This is a genomic window from Paenibacillus naphthalenovorans, from assembly GCF_900099895.1.
Classification (GTDB): domain Bacteria; phylum Bacillota; class Bacilli; order Paenibacillales; family NBRC-103111; genus Paenibacillus_G; species Paenibacillus_G naphthalenovorans.
The window spans coordinates 15,925-33,557 of the sequence record NZ_FNDY01000043.1 but is presented as its reverse complement, the minus strand read 5'-3'; the positions used below and the strand labels follow the sequence as shown (position 1 = coordinate 33,557).

At 45.9% G+C, this 17,633-nt stretch carries 25 protein-coding genes; all 25 read left to right on the top strand.

Features of this window, described 5'->3' with window-relative positions; genetic code table 11:
* The coding region (locus BLT35_RS27225) for a hypothetical protein (RefSeq protein ID WP_175472053.1) at positions 1 to 639 on the top strand (639 nt) is incomplete at its 5' end.
* Between the two features lie 277 nt (positions 640 to 916).
* Positions 917 to 1,216 carry a hypothetical protein gene (locus tag BLT35_RS23995; RefSeq protein WP_074729969.1) on the top strand — a complete coding sequence of 100 codons (300 nt, stop codon included), beginning with the start codon at positions 917 to 919 and terminating at the stop codon, positions 1,214 to 1,216.
* 29 nt (positions 1,217 to 1,245) lie between these two features.
* The gene (locus tag BLT35_RS23990) at positions 1,246 to 1,596 is read left to right on the top strand and encodes a hypothetical protein (RefSeq protein WP_175472052.1); all 351 of its coding nucleotides are present in this window, start codon (positions 1,246 to 1,248) and stop codon (positions 1,594 to 1,596) included.
* Positions 1,597 to 1,629: 33 nt separating this feature from the next.
* Entirely contained in the window at positions 1,630 to 2,541 is a 912-nt protein-coding gene (locus tag BLT35_RS23985) for a DUF4373 domain-containing protein (RefSeq protein ID WP_074729967.1), read from the top strand.
* A gap of 7 nt (positions 2,542 to 2,548) precedes the next feature.
* Positions 2,549 to 2,821, top strand: coding sequence for a replicative helicase loader/inhibitor (locus BLT35_RS23980; protein ID WP_074729966.1), 273 nt, complete (start codon positions 2,549 to 2,551; stop codon positions 2,819 to 2,821).
* Entirely contained in the window at positions 2,815 to 4,116 is a 1,302-nt protein-coding gene (locus tag BLT35_RS23975) for a replicative DNA helicase (protein ID WP_074729965.1), read from the top strand. The genes BLT35_RS23980 and BLT35_RS23975 overlap by 7 nt, the downstream gene beginning before the upstream one ends.
* A complete protein-coding gene (locus BLT35_RS23970) occupies positions 4,113 to 4,466 on the top strand; it encodes a hypothetical protein (protein WP_074729964.1) in 354 nt (117 codons plus the stop codon). The genes BLT35_RS23975 and BLT35_RS23970 overlap by 4 nt, the downstream gene beginning before the upstream one ends.
* 22 nt (positions 4,467 to 4,488) lie before the next feature.
* Positions 4,489 to 5,058 carry a hypothetical protein gene (locus tag BLT35_RS23965; protein ID WP_074729963.1) on the top strand — a complete coding sequence of 190 codons (570 nt, stop codon included), beginning with the start codon at positions 4,489 to 4,491 and terminating at the stop codon, positions 5,056 to 5,058.
* Positions 5,042 to 5,674 (top strand): hypothetical protein, encoded by a 633-nt coding sequence (locus tag BLT35_RS23960; RefSeq protein ID WP_074729962.1) that lies wholly within the window; start codon positions 5,042 to 5,044, stop codon positions 5,672 to 5,674. The genes BLT35_RS23965 and BLT35_RS23960 overlap by 17 nt, the downstream gene beginning before the upstream one ends.
* 46 nt (positions 5,675 to 5,720) lie before the next feature.
* Positions 5,721 to 6,095: a DUF722 domain-containing protein gene (locus BLT35_RS23955; protein WP_074729961.1), complete on the top strand. Its 375-nt coding sequence runs from the start codon at positions 5,721 to 5,723 to the stop codon at positions 6,093 to 6,095.
* Between the two features lie 574 nt (positions 6,096 to 6,669).
* Positions 6,670 to 6,990: a hypothetical protein gene (locus BLT35_RS23950; RefSeq protein WP_074729960.1), complete on the top strand. Its 321-nt coding sequence runs from the start codon at positions 6,670 to 6,672 to the stop codon at positions 6,988 to 6,990.
* The gene (locus tag BLT35_RS23945) at positions 6,987 to 7,553 is read left to right on the top strand and encodes a site-specific integrase (protein WP_074729959.1); all 567 of its coding nucleotides are present in this window, start codon (positions 6,987 to 6,989) and stop codon (positions 7,551 to 7,553) included. The genes BLT35_RS23950 and BLT35_RS23945 overlap by 4 nt, the downstream gene beginning before the upstream one ends.
* 241 nt (positions 7,554 to 7,794) lie before the next feature.
* Positions 7,795 to 7,989 carry a hypothetical protein gene (locus BLT35_RS23940; protein WP_074729958.1) on the top strand — a complete coding sequence of 65 codons (195 nt, stop codon included), beginning with the start codon at positions 7,795 to 7,797 and terminating at the stop codon, positions 7,987 to 7,989.
* A gap of 272 nt (positions 7,990 to 8,261) precedes the next feature.
* Positions 8,262 to 8,987, top strand: a complete 726-nt coding sequence (gene terS, locus BLT35_RS23935) for a phage terminase small subunit (protein ID WP_074729957.1) — start codon at positions 8,262 to 8,264, stop codon at positions 8,985 to 8,987.
* Positions 8,980 to 10,224: a PBSX family phage terminase large subunit gene (locus BLT35_RS23930; protein WP_254777656.1), complete on the top strand. Its 1,245-nt coding sequence runs from the start codon at positions 8,980 to 8,982 to the stop codon at positions 10,222 to 10,224. The genes terS and BLT35_RS23930 overlap by 8 nt, the downstream gene beginning before the upstream one ends.
* A 185-nt stretch (positions 10,225 to 10,409) precedes the next feature.
* Positions 10,410 to 11,897: a phage portal protein gene (locus tag BLT35_RS23925; protein WP_254777655.1), complete on the top strand. Its 1,488-nt coding sequence runs from the start codon at positions 10,410 to 10,412 to the stop codon at positions 11,895 to 11,897.
* The gene (locus tag BLT35_RS23920; RefSeq protein WP_074729955.1) at positions 11,894 to 13,552 is read left to right on the top strand and encodes a minor capsid protein; all 1,659 of its coding nucleotides are present in this window, start codon (positions 11,894 to 11,896) and stop codon (positions 13,550 to 13,552) included. The genes BLT35_RS23925 and BLT35_RS23920 overlap by 4 nt, the downstream gene beginning before the upstream one ends.
* A gap of 280 nt (positions 13,553 to 13,832) precedes the next feature.
* The gene (locus BLT35_RS23915; protein ID WP_074729954.1) at positions 13,833 to 14,435 is read left to right on the top strand and encodes a phage scaffolding protein; all 603 of its coding nucleotides are present in this window, start codon (positions 13,833 to 13,835) and stop codon (positions 14,433 to 14,435) included.
* 19 nt (positions 14,436 to 14,454) lie between these two features.
* The gene (locus BLT35_RS23910; protein ID WP_074729953.1) at positions 14,455 to 15,411 is read left to right on the top strand and encodes a major capsid protein; all 957 of its coding nucleotides are present in this window, start codon (positions 14,455 to 14,457) and stop codon (positions 15,409 to 15,411) included.
* A 15-nt stretch (positions 15,412 to 15,426) separates the two neighbouring features.
* The gene (locus tag BLT35_RS23905) at positions 15,427 to 15,786 is read left to right on the top strand and encodes a hypothetical protein (RefSeq protein ID WP_074729952.1); all 360 of its coding nucleotides are present in this window, start codon (positions 15,427 to 15,429) and stop codon (positions 15,784 to 15,786) included.
* Positions 15,776 to 16,132, top strand: a complete 357-nt coding sequence (locus BLT35_RS23900; protein WP_074729951.1) for a hypothetical protein — start codon at positions 15,776 to 15,778, stop codon at positions 16,130 to 16,132. The genes BLT35_RS23905 and BLT35_RS23900 overlap by 11 nt, the downstream gene beginning before the upstream one ends.
* Entirely contained in the window at positions 16,126 to 16,506 is a 381-nt protein-coding gene (locus BLT35_RS23895) for an ABC transporter ATP-binding protein (RefSeq protein WP_254777654.1), read from the top strand. The genes BLT35_RS23900 and BLT35_RS23895 overlap by 7 nt, the downstream gene beginning before the upstream one ends.
* Positions 16,506 to 16,946, top strand: coding sequence for an HK97 gp10 family phage protein (locus tag BLT35_RS23890; RefSeq protein ID WP_074729950.1), 441 nt, complete (start codon positions 16,506 to 16,508; stop codon positions 16,944 to 16,946). The genes BLT35_RS23895 and BLT35_RS23890 overlap by 1 nt, the downstream gene beginning before the upstream one ends.
* Positions 16,943 to 17,368 (top strand): phage tail terminator family protein, encoded by a 426-nt coding sequence (locus BLT35_RS23885; protein ID WP_074729949.1) that lies wholly within the window; start codon positions 16,943 to 16,945, stop codon positions 17,366 to 17,368. Before BLT35_RS23890 ends, BLT35_RS23885 begins: the two co-directional genes overlap by 4 nt.
* Positions 17,361 to 17,633 (top strand): hypothetical protein, encoded by a 273-nt coding sequence (locus tag BLT35_RS23880; RefSeq protein WP_083351399.1) that lies wholly within the window; start codon positions 17,361 to 17,363, stop codon positions 17,631 to 17,633. The genes BLT35_RS23885 and BLT35_RS23880 overlap by 8 nt, the downstream gene beginning before the upstream one ends.

Below are 17,633 nucleotides of genomic sequence, written 5' to 3'. Positions count from 1 at the left end.
ATTTACTTGAACATAATTGAGATCGAGAAAAAAGCAGAAAACTTTCGGCAGCAGTTTGGAGGTAAGATATTTGTTTTTCCCATTAAGGAAGACGACCCTTACTCTAAATACGTAGTCACCATGTACACAGGTGAGAAATTTAACACCTACCCTGAACCCATGACTATCGAGGAGGCCGCGGCAGGGGTAAGGATGACGCTTGAGGCATTTGAGAAAGATGGTTGGGACGCGGATTACGAACGGAATGTGCATTTTATTTCGTATGAAGCGCAGGTGAATGCACCAAGCGTAACGATGAGACGGTTAAAGAAAGAGAACGTAAGTAAGCCGATATACCAGCAAGGCGTTGATTTTCACGAAAAAGATGGGGAAGAGGAACTTTTGATTACTGCCCGTGGGCTCCTTAAGTGGACGTATGTCGAAATGGTTGACGAAAAGAATCCTAAAGCGATCCAGTTTATGGATGGCTACTACAAACTGCTGGCAATGCGTAAATACGGAAAGACTGCTGCAGCGATCAAGCAGGAGATCAGACGGTTTAGCAAAGACGAGGGTATCAAGTGGATTGAAAGGACCTATAAACATTATATTCGAGACGACATGGAAGTCATGAACCTGATGCAAGGTTTGAAGGGGTGAGATTGAGATGAATCGTAAGGAGCTGATTGGCACTATCTTGTTCATGTACATATGGTGCCCGGCAATGGCGTTCATTTTGGTTTCTCTGGTTGCAATGTTCAAATAAAAAACTCCCTCAATTTAGTGTTGAGAGAGTCTGTTTATCCGAAACCTCCTCGCTGATCTTGGCGGACGGCCGAGGGGATTTCATAAATATCACGAGGCAAAGCTCTTGCATGCCATTATAGCTTAGCATTGTTTTGGAGTCAAGAGTGCCTCCTGAGGAGGGAAAAATATCATGACAACCACTATCAAGGAAGAGGTTGAACTATTAACCGTTTTACGCAGATTTTTCGGCGATATCCCTGAGGACTATATGACAGCTTATACCGGTAGGTATGTGCATCTCAATTATGACTGGCGTAAGCACACGACTGAGAATCTCCGTTCGGCTCCAGAGGAGTTGGCGTCTGTATTATCGCCTACTGTAGATGAAAAGGAAATTCATGTTTTTTTTGGCGCACTTTGTCTTGCGATAGCGTACGGGGATTATGAAAAGCTGATGGATGCCGCTTTTGGGGAGGCAAACTTATCGTGAGCAGAATTTCTGTGATTTCTTATGACAAAATGTCCGCCGTCCAGGATAAACATAAAATCGACGTGCCGATTGATCATTATAAAGCAGCGGAAAAGTTTTACGAAGAAGGCATGAACCAAGTTCTAAAGGAAATGGCCCGCAAACATTTGAAAGCCGCGGACGGATTTGGTGTTGAGTGTGAGGAAAGATATGTCAAACAGAGAACTAAAGTGGACAAGCTTCTGAAGCAGATCGGAGAATCGGGAAATAAAAAAAATGAAGATCTGCTTCTTAACCTAGAGTCTGAACTCGGGGAGTTATCTGTGCTTTTGGCTGATGGTGCGTATATAGAAGGCTTTTTGGCCGGGTATAGATTTTTGAAAGAATTACAACCGGATTGAGAAAATGGGTTGGAGGGAGTGAGGTGGTGATCTTTGGCGCGGCCGCAAAAGGAAGGTCTAGAATATTTTCCTCTAGATGTAGATATTGACCAAGATGATAAGCTTATCGTTCCAATAGGTAAATTTGGAATGCAAGGTTTCGGGATCATTGTAAGATTAATGGCCGAAATTTATAAAAACGGCTACTTCTACGACTGGGGAGAAAAGGAACAATACGTATTTGCTCGTAGAGTTAATGTAGACATTAATACAATTAATGATGTCATTAATGAATGCATTAACTGGGGTTTTTTTGAACAAAAATTATTTGACGATCATAAGATTCTTACTTCGAAGGGATTTCAGAAAAGGTATATCGAAGCTGCCAAACGTCGAAAGGAAATCTGCATGATCGAGAATTACGTTTTGGTTGATGTTGAGGAATTAAGCAGAAAACACAAAATCACAATCATTATATTTAATGCTGACGGAAACAAAGTAAATGCTTTCAATAACTCTGATAAAAGCAACATTACGTATACAGAAACACCACAAAGTAAAGTAAAGGAAAGTAAAGTAAAGGAAAGTAAAGTAATAAAAGATTTATCCACGGAAATTTTCAATTTCCGGACCCGATATCCTTCAGACTTGCTGGCTGTTGTCGATCAATATCTAGAATTCATCAGCAGAACACGTAAAAGCAATAAGATTTCGGAAAGTGTCGTTTTGAAGATTTATGAATATCTCAGCAAATTTTCATATAACCGAATCGAATATGCGCTGAGGACGCATATGAGTAACCCGAAATATGAAAAGCTCAAAGAGGAATACACGTTCGGAATCTTACGAAATACGTCTGAGGAAGAGGCAGAGAGTAAACTCGAAAGCCTACGGTTGCCAGTTTCACAGGTAGGCCGAAAACAATTCGATGAAGAGGCATATTTAGCATCGCTTAGAGAGGAGTAAACCTTTTATGACCAAAGAGGAAGCAGGGAAGCTTCTGCTTCTCATACACCACTTTGTCCCGTCTTATCAACCGCCAAAAGGTGCGGCCGATAGTTGGCGGGAGATCCTTGGCGAAATAAGCTTTAATGATGCTAAGAAATATCTGCTCGATCACTTTCGAGAAAGCAGATTCGTACCTACCCCGGCAGACATCATCAGCCGAGCTCGAGCGGAATTCGACCCTGACAAAATCGTTCCCCTTGATCCGCCGGACGATATGAGGGGGCCAATGACATGCTGAGAGATTACGAAACGGAAGTGAATGCTCTCGCTGGATTGCTGCTATCGGACAAAATTCTTCATGAGGGTTTAGCGGTTATGACGACGGCTCATTACGACGATCCTGACAACGCCGTTATTTTCGATTCGATCCGGCTTATGTCGGAGAAGGGGCGCCCAACGTTCACCATCGTCTATAAGGAACTGCGGAATCAGCTTCCCAATGAAAAGCTTCTGGCACTAAAAAATGCTGCGGTTACTGAATCATCCTTCAAGCACTGGCTGGACAAACTTCACGACTTGTACATACGGCGATCGTACTGGAAAGCGGCACGGGATATCGCCGAGATATGCCAGTCAGAACGGACCCTAAGTGAAATCACCGACATCATCGAAAGTCGAATCCTCCACGTTAATGTCCAAGAAGGGGCCAAGGAGATCATTACTCCGGAGGAAGCAGGGAGAAAAGCTGCAGAAGAGTTTGAGCGGCGCTTTAAAAGCAATGAAAAGACACACGGCATTAAGCTCTCACGTGAAACTACGCGAAATGGAGAAACGAGCATAGACGGCTTTCCAGGCATTGATCGGATCATGAAAGGACTCAAAGGTGGGGATCTGCTGATTGTAGCAGCTGAAACAGGTGAAGGAAAAACGACGCTCGCCCAAAACATCGTTCGGCACGCCAGCATCCACCAGGATTACCGGACCTATTACCAAAACACTGAAATGGATCCGGATGAAATTGTGTTTAGGTTCGTTGCCCAAATGTCAAACAGAGATTTTGAGCACATTTACACCGGTGCCAAGGAACTTACGGCAGAGGATCGGACGATGATCCGGCAAGCATTCGAGAGTTATACCCAATCACACGTGTATATATCGGAATTGCCGGTACTGACTCCAGAGAAAAGCAGGGGGCTCGCTCGTCAATTCAAAACTAGGTATGGAAAGCTCGATCTTTTGGTCATTGACTATGTTGGTCGGATGGAACTGGAAAACAGCAAAGGCAAACAAGAATGGCAGATCATGCGCGACATCGCAAAGGAATGTAAAAAGTTGGCTCAAGAACTGGATGCAGCTTGCATCCTTATCGCTCAACTCACCGAGGAAGGCAAGCTTCAAGGGGCTAGGGCCATGGCAAATGAAGCTGACGGCATGTTCTTCCTGATTCCACTGGACGAGGAGGAAACGGCGAGTGCGCCGTTCCGAGCGACTCATAAGCTGGTATCCAAGAAGGCGCGCCGGGGTGATAAGAAAAAACCGATTTGGCTAAGCTTCAACAAACCGCGCATGTATATCACTGAGGTGCTTCCTTGAGGGATCTGCGAGAAGAGTACAAGGCGGTTGTACTGCAGGCGTGCCGGATTGCTGTAAAAGGTGGCGGGATGTCAAACGCTTATGAGGAATTCATCATCGAGAATATCGATCGGCTCGTAGATGACTTATCCGATGACGATTTCGCTTACCTGATCATGAACGGAAAAGTGCCTGTTCGATATGTGGGATCTGAACAAGAATATGACCGTATTTTCGAGAGCCAGAAGAAAGCCGTAGAACTACTTGAGCATAATAATTTGACCGAATACGAGAGAGTAAAGACGGAAACATACAATTCCATCCTCGAAGCTCTCAGATGTGAATATAAAGCAAGGGAATGGGATTTCTAAATCAGGAGAGGGGAAATAAACGATGATCGCACAGTTTCATGAGGATAGTCAATGTGAATTGATAAAACCAGTTGAGTCCATTGATCTTTTAAAACGGAGCCAGCCGTTACCAAGTTTGAAAGCAATCGACGCTTGGTTCAAATCCCTCCGAGAAGGGGAGAAGGGCGCCCGGGAACGTGCTTTGATGCAGATCGGTTATCGTCGTTTAATGTGCCACGATCAGCCGGAAAACGTTTGGCAAGTATATGAGCTCTGCAAGGCGGTTTATGAACTGGCGGAAATTGATAGGGTTGATTTTAATGGGGCTTACCTTGATCAGAAATGCAGGTTTATACGAGACCTGATTCCATTTGCAAACTTGGATATCGTGAACGAGGGAGTTCTTGAATACCATGAATCCCGGCAACGGGAGGGATTACGAATGCAGTGGAAGGTTGAGGAGGAACATAAACAAACCCAGGAAGTGGTTATCGATGCGGCGCAGTTGAATCAGAACATTCTTCTATCGTTTATTCAGCACAAGGGGTTGATAACAGAGTTTCAAGCATACGTGGGGCAATACGAGCTGAACCACAATGGACAAACGATCTGACTTAGAAGAACGTATCCAGAATGGGGAAGCCTATCTCGCTACACTGCAGCCTAACGACTCTAAATATGAACCGGTTAAGATGCGGATCAATAAGCTGCGAGAGGAATTGAACAAAATATCAAATGTCGCGACGTCGGGACATTTCCGGTTAAACCTGGCGACGTCGCTAGGTTCTGAGGGAAATCGGCAGACGTCTACCGTTTGTCCAACGATTGGACAATCAAATGCGCAGACGTCTGCGCATTTGCCTCTCCCGCATTGGATCGACCCGCGCCCGGATCTCAAAGAAGACACGGCCTTATGGACCGCGTTGCTCGAGCTGGCTCATGAATATGATGACGAGATCTGCGCCGTACTTAACGGGTTCCGCTGCGGCGGTACCCGGTTAAAGTTTGGTGAGAGTCGTTGGGTATTGCGGCCGGATATCGATCCAACGGGCCGGATCGCATGGGAGTCACAAGCGGCTTATGACGAGATGAAGGAAAAGTACCTGAAAGAGTGGTTCGGTGTGCTCGGAGCTATGCTGGACGAGCTGACAAAGAGATGGCCGTATAAGCCGGCAGAACAATTGGTAGTTAAGAAAGAACAACCGATCCAAATGAGTATGGGATTTTAAGTCGGGGAAGGCGGATTCTACAGACATGAGTGTAGCGGGGTGATTAATGTTGAAACAAACAACAATCAAAAAGGGAACATTCCAGCATGTGGAATCGGAACTATATTCATTTCAGGATACACAAAAAGAAATCGTCAAAATAAAGAATGAGCTTTTGAATGATCAAAGTGAACAGACAGTGGTTAAAATCATGAAGCATCGAATGCTTGAACAAATGGAACATATAACCGACGCGATAGAAAATGTGGTTGGCCAGTTGCCACAGGAAAAACAGAAACTCATTAAGCTAAGATACTGGACCAGGCCGCAACTACTTACTTGGGACGGGGTTGCAATTGAATTAGATGTAGGACGAGCTACGGCAATCCGTTGGCGGGATGAAATTGTAATAGAAATTGCAAAAAAAATTGGTTGGAGATGAAATGAGACTATTTTGAGACTTTCGAGGGTTATTTTGGTGATAAATTGGCATTACATACGGTGGAGACACCGGGGTGGTGCCTATCGAACCCTTATCACCATAGGCTCTCGGTTACGCTGAACGGTCCATTGACCTTAGCGCCTTGTCGCAAGGGTGTAGCGCGAGCTTGTGGGGTAAGATGCCTCATATTAAGTAAGGGACTTTTTTGTCCCTTGCTCAGTGGCCTGAGGTTTCAGGTTGCTGCGGAAGGGATAAGGTTAACACGAGAAGCCATTTGATGGCTTCTTTTTTTTAATTACCCGGTACTCAATTATGTATATTTTGCTTTTAATCCCGCTTCAGGAAAGAGCGTTTTTCTTCTCTTTTCCCGAACCGCTGGTTTTCGTTTTTTAAACGAACCAGACGATGATAGTGACATTGACGGCACGATACGTGAAGGTGAGTTGTACAGCTGTCATCGTGGATTCCCTCCTTTCTGGAGGATAATAAATAGTATGCATTGGCTTGAGCATTGGTGAGAGGTCTACCGGTAAGCCATAATGCCGGGATATCATTCTTGGGAGTGAAAGGGGCTATGAAATCGAATGATCCAACGCAAATCGAGTTGAGCTATCACGCTTACGTAAGATACACGGAACGTGTTGAGATGATCGGCTGGAATGAATTAGAGAAACGATGCCGGGATCTTTTCGCAGAAAAGAATTACCATACCAAAAAGAAACGCTTTGTTAATTTTGATGGTGTATGGTGGGCCTATTACATTATTCGATCGAGCATGTTGCTCACCACTTGTTACGGAAAGTCTGATTTCGATATCCCGAGAGGACTTGTTTGGGCGGAAATGCATAATGACAGGATTAAGCTACCCCGAACAGATGGAGGGACTATTCCATGAACATCGTCCAGCCGATCCGGGATAAGCGAGTAATTGAAGGCATCAAGAGCTTCCTAAAAGGACGGAATCAACGGGATTATGTTCTATTTTGTACAGGCATCTATACCGGCCTTCGAATCTCCGACATACTTTGGCTGCGCGTCTCGGACGTGTCTGGAACTCATATCGTGCTGCGGGAAGGCAAGACTAATAAGCCGAAAATGATCAAGATCAATATTGAACTGCGTGAGGCGTTGAATCCCTATATAAAGGGAAAGCAGCCGGAAGAGTTCTTATTCCCTGCTCGCAGCCGGAAAATCAAATCGGGGCTGAGACAGCAGCCTCTACATCGCAGCACGGCTTACAAAATGCTTAACTTTGCTGCCCGGCATTTTAATCTCCGTGACATCGGTTGCCACACCATGCGGAAAACATGGGGCTACCACTTGTACATGCATAATCCGAGGAATCTAGCGTTACTAATGGAAATGTTTAACCACAGCTCTGAAACGGTCACTTTGCGCTATATCGGCATCACTCAGGACATGGCAGACAGGGCAGTAGATGAACTGAGTTACGCATAAATCAACTAATGTCGCACTCATTTTTTCAAGTAATAATTTAGCCTTGATTTTATTGACTTTTCACCACATTACTCACTGCAACTCAATTTACATTGAAGTGAATAAAATAGGCTTTTTTAGGTGGTTTTGAGGCAAAAAATTCCTGTTGTGAAATATGTAAGTTATCTGTAAGTAAATACAGTAAATGGTTGATCGTAAAATAACGTGAAAACCAACTCAAAAAATGAGGGGGGTATGTTTTGTGGCTTCAAACAGCGCTCCAAAGCCGTCAAAACACCTCTCCAAGTTCCTCATTACCGAATGCTGCGGGCAACGTTTGATATGGCATGGCGAAACGCTGGGCGATGATGTACATGCTTGGTGCCCGGAATGCAAACGGCCCCTTTACATCGTCATCAACGGGAAGGTTTATCTGCTCGGCAAGCCCATCCTATAATTGCATAATCGCTGTATAAACGGGGCGAAAAGACCATTAACAACAGCAAACAGGATCCGCAGCTGATTTTAAGAAAAGCCGTAATGACGCGGGATTTCGGGTTTCTGCATAAACGATGTATAAATGATTGAATGGAAAACAGCTTGGAAACTACGCCGTTATGCGATTTTCCGCGTTGCGTCAGGAATGTACTTCTGTACAAAATTCAGGATTTTATACATATGTCTTTGCATAAACGATGCATAGACTTTTTGGGGGTGAGGTGGGATGTAATGTCGAGGGAACGAAGCCCGGACAGAAAACGCGCACTCAAAATATGGTTTGAAAGTGGAAAACAAAAGAAGCCTTCTGAAATCGCCGCCGAGCTGGGTATCAGCGCAGCTATGGTCCGTAAGTGGAAAAGCATTGATAAATGGGACGATCTGCCGGAACCGAAACGTGGTGCGCCTAAAGGGAATAAGAATGCAAAGGGCAACAAGGGTGGTAAAGGTGGCCCGCCAGGTAACGACAAGGCTGTTAAACATGGCTTATTCCGTAAATTCCTCCCGGACGATCCCGAAACACTGGAGCTTTTCGATGCAACGGAAACATTATCGCCGCTCGACATGCTGTGGATGCAGATTCGTATCGCATGGACAAACCTTGTAAGATCGCAGAAGATTATGTTTGTGCGGGATCAGCAGGATGAGACACAGGTGCTCAAAAAGCAAAAGACGATTTATTTTGGTGGGAAAGATGGTGGTTCAACTGAGGAGATCGAGTGGGAGTATCAGCATGCTTGGGATAAGCAAGGCAGGGTCCTGACTTCTCAATCTGCGGCGATGAGTAGACTTTCATCTATGATCAGGCAATATGACGATATGCTGCGGGCTATTCCACCTGACGAGATACAGGAGGAACAGCGGCTCCGGATTGCCAAGCTGAAGGCAGAAGTGACGCAGCTGAATAAGGACACGATACCGGACCCGGTTATCTTTAAGGATGATGTCCATGAGTAAGGAAATCAGCCTACAGCAGACTATCGGCAAGGGATATGCTGAGTTTTGGCGCTTTCGTGGTCGTTATCGTGTGGTCAAAGGTGGCAGGGGCTCCAAAAAAAGCGTTACGTCTGCATTGTGGCATATCTACCACATGATGCGCATGCCCTTAGCAAATATGCTTGTTATCCGGAAGACGTTCAATACGCATAAGGATTCGACCTGGGCACAGCTCAAATGGGCAGCGAACCGCTTAGGGGTATCTCATTTATGGCAATTCAAGAAGAGCCCGCTTGAGGCGGTCTATAAACCGACAGGTCAGAAAATCCTATTCCGTGGCCTTGACGATCCTATGAGCATCACGTCGATAACGGTAGATACCGGATATCTTTGCTGGGTATGGGTAGAAGAAGCCTATCAGATCCTGAATGAAGATGATTTTGATAAGGTGGATATGTCCATTCGCGGCGAGCTGCCCGAGGGATATTTCAAACAACTGACGCTGACTTTCAACCCGTGGAATGAAAAACACTGGCTGAAACGGCGTTTTTTTGATGCCGAAAACCCGAATACATTGGCTTTGACCACCACTTATAAATGCAATGAGTTCTTAGGTGATGATGACCGGGCTCTATTCGAATGGATGCGCGAGCAAAAGCCCAAACGACACCGCGTCGAGGGTGAGGGGAATTGGGGCATCGCAGAGGGGGCCATATATGAAAATTGGCGTGAGGAAGAATTCGATTGGCTACAGATTGCCAAGCTTCCAGGTTACAAGGCTATCTTTGGACTGGACTTTGGATATACGAACGACCCGAGCGCATTTGTTGCAGCTCTCGTAAACAAGAGTTTGAAAAAGCTGTACATTTTCGATGAGCACTATGAGCACGCCATGAAAAATAACGAGATTGCCGAGATGATTAAGCGTAAAGGGTATGCCAAAGAGCGGATCATTGCGGATTCATCGGAACCAAAGTCCATCGACGAAATCCGAGGGTACGGGATACATCGGATACGGCCAGCTGATAAAGGACCCGATAGCGTCAATACAGGGATTCAGTATTTGCAGCAATACGAAATCATTGTTCATAAATTCCGCTGCCCAAACGTTAGCATGGAGCTATCAAGTTATGTATGGGACCAGGACAAAAGTGGGCGTTTCCTGAACCGGCCGATTGACGATTTCAATCACGCCTTGGACGCATTGAGGTATGCTATGGAGCAAATTCGCAAGCCTTCAGGCGTCTCATTTGATTAGCATGTAAAACGGAGAAATCGGGAGAAAATCAAAGATCGTGAATCTCGATTTTTGACCTATTTTTTCGATTGTTTCACGGAAGGCAAATCGCCGATTACGGTTAAAAATGGCCGAATATCGAGAGTTCTTTTTTAGACATATTCACAAAAACAAATATTTTGTACATATGTCTGCCGAAAAGGGAGGTGAAACAACTGGATATCAGCAAAATTTTAGCCGCTGGTGCAGCATCGGCCATGACGACCGAGCAAATCATTAAAATGGAGATCGATTCCTGGAAGAAATCTGATGAGCTCCGCTGGATGGTCACTGGGCAAAAGTATTACGAAGGCGATCACGACATACTAAAGCGTAAACGGCTAGTTATTGGAATGGACGGGCAGCAGGTTGAGGACAAGAATCTTGCAAACAACAAACTAGTACATTCTATCGTCCGCAAATTGGTTGACCAGAAGGTAGGATATCTTCTTTCTAAGCCGATATCGATCCAAGCTAAGAATAACACCTACGACGAAGCGTTAAGAGGGATTTTTGATAAAGGATTCCTACGGCTGATGAAAAATATAGGCAAGGACGCGATCAACAAAGGCCGCGGGTGGTTACAAGTCTACTATGACGAAAATAAACTCGCCTTCAAGCGTCTGCCGCCAAATGAGGTCATACCTCTATGGAAAGATGCTGCTCATACTCAGCTAGATGCGATAATCCGGGTCTATGAGGTGGAGACTTATGAGGGGACGACTAAAAAAATCGTCACCAAAGTAGAATTCTGGAACCATGAGGGTGTAAGACGTTATGTAATGGGAACCGGAGATTCAACACTAAATACATCTGCAGGGCTACTCCCCGATGTTGAGGCTGGTGATGTTGACAGTCATTTTTCTGTTGTCGATGCCGATGGTAAAGAGCGACATTACAACTGGGAGCGAGTTCCGTTTGTTTGTTTCAAATACAATGATGAGGAACAACCTTTAATCAAGTTCATTAAGTCACTTGTGGACGATTACGACCTTCAAACCTCAGACAACAGCAATAACCTAACGGATCTACCGAATTCGATCTATGTGCTGAAGGAGTACGATGATGAAGATTTGGCTAAGTTCAGGCAGAACTTAGCGGCGTACCGGGCCGTAAAAGTCACGGGAGGAGGCGGTGTAGATACTCTCAACCTTGAAATCAATACAGAAGCAATGAAAAATCACCTCGAGCTCTTGCGAAAGGACATATATGAATTCGGCCGGGGCGTGGATACGCAAGCTACGGATCTCGGAAGTAGTCCATCTGGCATATCGCTCAAATTTTTATACGCGGATCTCGACATGGATGCCAATATTATCGAAACCGAGTTTCAAGCCAGTTTGGAGCAGCTTCTTTGGTTTATTGATCAACATTTGAACAACAGCGGTATAGGCGACTTTAGTAACGAGGACGTCGAAATCATTTTCAACCGCGATATTCTTATTAACGAAACCGATGCAATCACGAACGCCAAGAATAGCGTCGGCATCATCTCGGATGAGACAATCGTCGCAAACCATCCATGGGTTACAAATACAAAGGATGAGATGAAACGGATGGAGAAACAACGAGAGGCAGAAACAGCGGATCCTTACGAAGAAATTAGTCGTGATCCAAATCGTGAACAGCCTTTTGACGGAGTTGGTGCGACATGAAATCGGCTGAATACTGGCGGAAGCGCAGTGAGCAGATCGCTAAAAGGCAATACGACAAAGCGGACCAGTATGAAGCGGATTTAAGACGTGAGTATGACCGGGCCATGCAGAGTATTCGTCGGGACATCGAGGTGTTCTATCAACGGTTCGCGATCAATAACGAGATCAGTATGGCAGAGGCGCGCCAGCTCCTCTCCGGCAATGAACTTAAAGAGTTCAAGATGACGCTTTCGGAGTTTCGGAGTAAAGCGAAAAATAATGAGGATGGCCGATGGACGCAAGAGCTTAATAACGTTTATTACAAAACGCGTATCAGCCGTTTTGAGGCGCTGCTTGTTCAGATCAAGCATCAGGTCGAAATGTTGGCTGAGAACCGTCAGCGAGGCGCTCAGAAGCTGTTGGGCGATATTTACGAGGATACTTATTACCGAACCCTTTTCGAGATACAAAAAGGTAATGGATTAGGAATCTCCTTTGCCAAAGTGAATGCTGAAGGGCTTGAAACAGTCCTGTCTACCGAATTCGCAGGCTCGAACTGGAGTAAACGAATATGGGGAGACCGGGATAAGCTTATCAATGAGCTCCGGACAAAGCTTTCTCAGTCTTTTATCCGTGGGGATAAGGTTGATAAGACGGTTAAAGACCTGATGGAACGTATGAGTGTATCGCGTTCCAATGCGGAGCGGCTTGTACAGACCGAAAGCGCGTTTTTCGCCGGCCAAGCGACGATGGCCGGATACAAGGCCAGCGGCATCAGCAGGCAATACGAGATTCTGGCCACATTAGACGGACGAACCAGCCAAGTATGCAGAGGCATGGATGGTCGGGTATTCAATCTCAATGAGATGCAAGTAGGGGTCAATTATCCACCCTTCCATACTCGCTGCCGGACAACGGTTGTACCGTACTTTGAAGATGAGATCAATGTGGGTGAACGGATCGCAAAGGATGAGGAAGGGAAGACATATTACGTTCGGGGGGATATTACATATCCCGAGTGGAAAAAGAATTATGTCGATGAATCCGGGTTACTCATGGAACCGGAAGGCGGGTTCAATCGTAAATATAACCCAAAGGCAAGCTATTATGCGGATCTTCCTGGTGTATCTGAATCGGTGCTTGAAAAAGTCGCCGATTTTAACCGCAGTATTGCCCGGCAAGGATACAAAGAATCCCGAGAAATTGCAGTTGTATTAGATTCTATAACGGGTGATGAACTGGGACGAACCACAGGCACTATCGATAAAGTTAAATTTAGTCAAGAGATGCATAAAGCGCTGCTCGAAGCACCAGCCAATTCCGTGATCGTCACCCATAATCATCCTCGTGGGACAAGGATTAATATTAAAGACATTATAAATCTTGGTAAATACCCATCAATCTCTCATCTTATTGCAGTTGGTCATGACGGTGGAGTATCCTTTGTCTCAACGAACGGAAACACCGTGGATCAAATCATGTTGAAAGAGATCATGTTACAGGTAGCTCGTAAAGTCGATGCAGATTTACAAAAATCAAAGCAGTATGGTACGATGTCTATAACGGCAAAAGAGGAATATTGGGATAACACTGTGCTTAAAGAAATTGCGAAAGAATTGGGGTGGACGTATGTCGAAGAATTCGAAGGAGCAAGAAAACAAGATCGGAGGTTTTGACGATCGTCCGCTGAATCTTGATTTCGATAAACAAGGCGAAGAGTTCGTTCAGGATTTTATTCGAAAGGTTTTCGATGAGGACGAAGAACAAGAAAAGAAAGCATAAGAAGCACTCTCGAATCTAACGAGGGTGCTTTTTGTTTGGGCTCTGGATGAGACAACCAGGGCCCTTTCTTATGCCCTGTCGTATGGCGTTAAACTAGGCGTGCTCAGCTCGGAGCATAACGGCTAATCCCTCAGCTGGAGAGCAGCTATAAAAATCTATGGAGGATGATCATAAATGGATTGGTTGAAAGAAATGTTGAAAAAAGCTGGATTGGACGAGTCCAAGTTGGATGAAACGATCGGCGAAATCAATAAAGAGCTGCCGAAGCATTTTGTTCCGAAAAGTCAGTATAACGACTTGTCGGAAGCGAGGAAGAAGCTTGAAACGGATTTGAAAGATCGTGACAAACAGCTTGACGATTTGAAAAAGTCCGCCGGCGATAACGCTGCCCTGAAGGAGCAAATCGAAAAGCTTCAGACGGATAACAAGGCGGCAAAAGAAAAGTATGAGGCCGAAGTCAAAGAACTGAGGTTAAATACAGCGGTTAAACTGGTCCTCTCTGGAAAGGTACATGACCCAGATATCGTGGCCGGTCTGCTGGACAAAACGAAAATCGAACTGGACGATGCCGGCAGCATCAAAAGCGGTTTGGAAGATCAAATCAAAGCCCTGCAATCGAGCAAGGCTTTTTTGTTTGTCGAAAAGCCGGACGACAAGACCAAACAACCGCAGTTCAAAGGCGCCAAACCGGCTGATGGTCTTGATAAAAATGATCCACCCAAGCCGCAAAGCCTTGCCGAAGCGGTTGCTGCGCATTATATCAGCACCCAAAAATAAAACTTGGAGGTAAAGAACAATGCCCGTTACATTGGCAGAAGCAAAGAAAAACGTGCAAGACGATTTGCAAATTGGAGTTATCGACGAATTCCGTAAATCAAACTGGCTTCTAAACAATCTCACGTTTGATGACGTGGTTTCTCCGACCGGTGGCGGTGCCACGATGACGTACGGCTACACCCGTTTAATCACCCAGCCGACAGCTAGCTTCCGTGCGGTCAATACGGAATACGCGCCGCAAGAAGTCACCAAGCAAAGATACAACGCTGATCTTAAGGTATTCGGTGGAGCATTTGAAATCGACCGGATCATCGCCAATATGGGCGGCATTGTCAGCGAGGTTGCCCTACAAATGCAACAAAAAGTTAAGGCAGCTCAGGCGCTATTTAACGATACCGTCATCAATGGCGATAGCGCGGTCGATGCTAATGCGTTTGATGGATTAGAAAAGGCCCTTGCGGCCAGCTCTACAGAATACAATCCGACGACTGCAATTGACCTGTCCACGTCCGCGGCGATCGATACCAATTACAAGTATTTCTTGGACGCAATCGACGAATTCTTGAGCGGTCTGGATGGCAAACCGTCGGGACTCTTGATGAACAACAAACTCCGTGCCAAGATCCGTGCATGTGCCCGCCGAGCAGGGATGTATTCGGAAACGAAAGATGATTTCGGACGGAATATCGAAACATACGACGGAATTCCGCTCGTTGATGTGGGTGAAAAGCCGGGGACGAACACTCTTGTCATCCCAATCAATGCTACAACAGGGGAAACGAGCTTGTACGCTGTTCGACTTGGCATGGATGGTTTTCACGGTATTTCGATGGCCGGACAACCGCCTGTGCGTACCTGGTTGCCTGACTTTAGTACTGCCGGAGCAGTGAAGAAGGGTGAAGTCGAAATGGTTGCAGCCGTAGCTCTCAAAGCAACGAAAGCAGCGGGCGTCATGCGCAAGCTGAAAGTAAACTAAAGGAGGACGCCGCAAATGGCAAAAATCCAAGCGCCTAATAAACAATACACCGGCGTATCGGCTGGTGTTTCTTTCGTCAATGGGGTTGGGGAATGTTCTGACCCCTATCTTCTGCAATGGTTCCGCGAACATGGTTACGAGGTGGAAGAAACACAGGAGTCTAATCCAGATCTGGATTCTTACGAGGTGGAAGAAACACAGGAGTCTAATCCGGATCTGGATTCCCTGAATGCAAAGCCTATAGAGAGAATGACCGTCGCAGAACTAAAGGAATATGCAGATCAGAATAGCATTAACTTGGGGGATGCTACCAAAAAGGATGATATTCTTATGCTGATTCAGGCGTCTAAAGGCGGCGCGGGTAATGGCAATTAATCACGCTGATGTGATTGAGTTAGTGAAAAGCCGGCTACAGCTATTGGACAGTGCACATGATGCACTTATCAGTTCGTACGTTCAAGAGCTGGAACAGCGTATTTTGAATCATTGCAATGTGGCCGAGGTTCCGGACAGACTAAAGTTCGTTTGGGCTTCAATGGTCATTGATGTGCTTAAGGTCAAACATCCAACTATTCCGGAAATTGAAGCGGCTCTTGGCGTTACAGCCGAGACAAAGATAGGCGACACGACGACGAAAATTACGACGAACAAAACGTCAATAGACTCGATCGTATTGAGTTACCGCACGGACTTGAACCGTTACCGGAAGCTGAGGTGGTAGTCTTGAACGTTAGCCAGCACAGAAAAGCGATCGAGCGGATGTACACGGATCGGGCGACCATCAGCCGGCACATTGAGATTCAAAAGCCGTCTGGAGAGACGGTTCTTACGCCCGATCCGATCCCAGTCTATACAGATCAACCCTGCTACCTCTCTCAAACGGGATTTGCCAAAAATGATCAGACCGAAGCGCAAAACGACATCCAGTACGAGGCGAAACTATTCATCGCTCCGGAGCTCATTATTCAGCAGGGGGATATAGTAGCTGTCACACGTGGCAGCACAGGGCGAATATGGGTTTATACTGCCGGAGAACCATTCCCACCGTATTCAACGCACCAGGAGATAAGCCTGCAGCGAGAGGGTTACGCATAATGACCAAGTGGGGCAGTTTTGATTTCGGTGATGTCGAACGTTTGGCCGAGAATTTCAAGAAAACCTTGGACGAGCGTGTCATTGAGCGGTTTATCCGGGACTTTCTTCTCGAAATGGCTTACCGAGCGGAAAGGAAAATCAAAAAGCGTACGCCTGTTGATACCGGGGAACTCCGTAGGAATTGGATGGTGGGCAGGGTTGAACGACACGGGGATGCTTACGTTATAGAGATCTTTAACAATGCCGAGTACGCCTCTTTCGTGGAGTACGGCCACCGCACGGGCGAAGAGCTAACAGAATGGGTGGAAGGCCGGTTCATGATGACCATCTCAATGAAAGAGATTGAGCGGGAGCTGCCGCGATATCTGGAACGCCGGCAGATGGAACTACTGAATCAACTCATGAACGGCCGCCGGAGCGGGAAGGGTGATGACACATGAGTGTAACGGTTAACGATGTTCGCGATGGGGTGATCAGCAAACTGAAGCAGCTCTTCCCGGATGTGAAGGTCACCGGCGAGGAAATAAAGCAGGGGCTTGGTCAAAGTCGTTTTTTCGTTAAGCTCCTTACAACGAAGCAATCTCGTGTTATAAATCGTCGGTATCGCCGTAGTCATCCTTTCGACATCCACTATTTTGGGCAAACCAACGAGGAGCTTCATGCTACTGCTGATGCTCTTTATGACGGAATCGAATATATCAATGTCCCAGGTGGAGCTGTCCGAGGAAATAATATGCAGCACGAAATTGTTGACGGTGTGCTGCACTTCTTTGTCGACTATGATTTCCACGTCATCCGGACAAAAGCGGCGGAAACGAAAATGCGGACGCTGGAACAGGAGGCGAATTTCAAAAATGGCTAAACAAAAAAATGCCACAACGTTGGTGGAATTACAAGAAAATATACTTGATAGTCCGGAACCAATCGCGGAACAGTCTGCTGAGACTTCTTCAGCAGAATCGGTCTCCGCTTTGGAAGCAGGTTACACAAAGCAGCAGTTTCTCGGATCCGCAAAATATGCAGCTTATAAAGATGTGCTAAACGCGCTGCTTGAGGATGAGGAAACATACACGACCGAGCAGATTAATCACCTGCTTAAAGAATTTTTGCAAAAGGAGGCGGAGTAA

Excerpts from the sequence above, each read along its gene's own strand:
- BLT35_RS23995 (WP_074729969.1), top strand. The coding sequence starts at position 917 with ATGACAACCACTATCAAGGAAGAGGTTGAACTATTAACCGTTTTACGC.
- BLT35_RS23990 (WP_175472052.1), top strand. The coding sequence starts at position 1,246 with ATGTCCGCCGTCCAGGATAAACATAAAATCGACGTGCCGATTGATCAT.
- BLT35_RS23980 (WP_074729966.1), top strand. The coding sequence starts at position 2,549 with ATGACCAAAGAGGAAGCAGGGAAGCTTCTGCTTCTCATACACCACTTT.
- BLT35_RS23975 (WP_074729965.1), top strand. The coding sequence starts at position 2,815 with ATGCTGAGAGATTACGAAACGGAAGTGAATGCTCTCGCTGGATTGCTG.
- BLT35_RS23965 (WP_074729963.1), top strand. The coding sequence starts at position 4,489 with ATGATCGCACAGTTTCATGAGGATAGTCAATGTGAATTGATAAAACCA.
- BLT35_RS23960 (WP_074729962.1), top strand. The coding sequence starts at position 5,042 with ATGGACAAACGATCTGACTTAGAAGAACGTATCCAGAATGGGGAAGCC.
- BLT35_RS23955 (WP_074729961.1), top strand. The coding sequence starts at position 5,721 with ATGTTGAAACAAACAACAATCAAAAAGGGAACATTCCAGCATGTGGAA.
- BLT35_RS23950 (WP_074729960.1), top strand. The coding sequence starts at position 6,670 with ATGAAATCGAATGATCCAACGCAAATCGAGTTGAGCTATCACGCTTAC.
- BLT35_RS23945 (WP_074729959.1), top strand. The coding sequence starts at position 6,987 with ATGAACATCGTCCAGCCGATCCGGGATAAGCGAGTAATTGAAGGCATC.
- terS (WP_074729957.1), top strand. The coding sequence starts at position 8,262 with ATGTCGAGGGAACGAAGCCCGGACAGAAAACGCGCACTCAAAATATGG.
- BLT35_RS23930 (WP_254777656.1), top strand. The coding sequence starts at position 8,980 with ATGAGTAAGGAAATCAGCCTACAGCAGACTATCGGCAAGGGATATGCT.
- BLT35_RS23920 (WP_074729955.1), top strand. The coding sequence starts at position 11,894 with ATGAAATCGGCTGAATACTGGCGGAAGCGCAGTGAGCAGATCGCTAAA.
- BLT35_RS23915 (WP_074729954.1), top strand. The coding sequence starts at position 13,833 with ATGGATTGGTTGAAAGAAATGTTGAAAAAAGCTGGATTGGACGAGTCC.
- BLT35_RS23910 (WP_074729953.1), top strand. The coding sequence starts at position 14,455 with ATGCCCGTTACATTGGCAGAAGCAAAGAAAAACGTGCAAGACGATTTG.
- BLT35_RS23905 (WP_074729952.1), top strand. The coding sequence starts at position 15,427 with ATGGCAAAAATCCAAGCGCCTAATAAACAATACACCGGCGTATCGGCT.
- BLT35_RS23900 (WP_074729951.1), top strand. The coding sequence starts at position 15,776 with ATGGCAATTAATCACGCTGATGTGATTGAGTTAGTGAAAAGCCGGCTA.
- BLT35_RS23890 (WP_074729950.1), top strand. The coding sequence starts at position 16,506 with ATGACCAAGTGGGGCAGTTTTGATTTCGGTGATGTCGAACGTTTGGCC.
- BLT35_RS23885 (WP_074729949.1), top strand. The coding sequence starts at position 16,943 with ATGAGTGTAACGGTTAACGATGTTCGCGATGGGGTGATCAGCAAACTG.
- BLT35_RS23880 (WP_083351399.1), top strand. The coding sequence starts at position 17,361 with ATGGCTAAACAAAAAAATGCCACAACGTTGGTGGAATTACAAGAAAAT.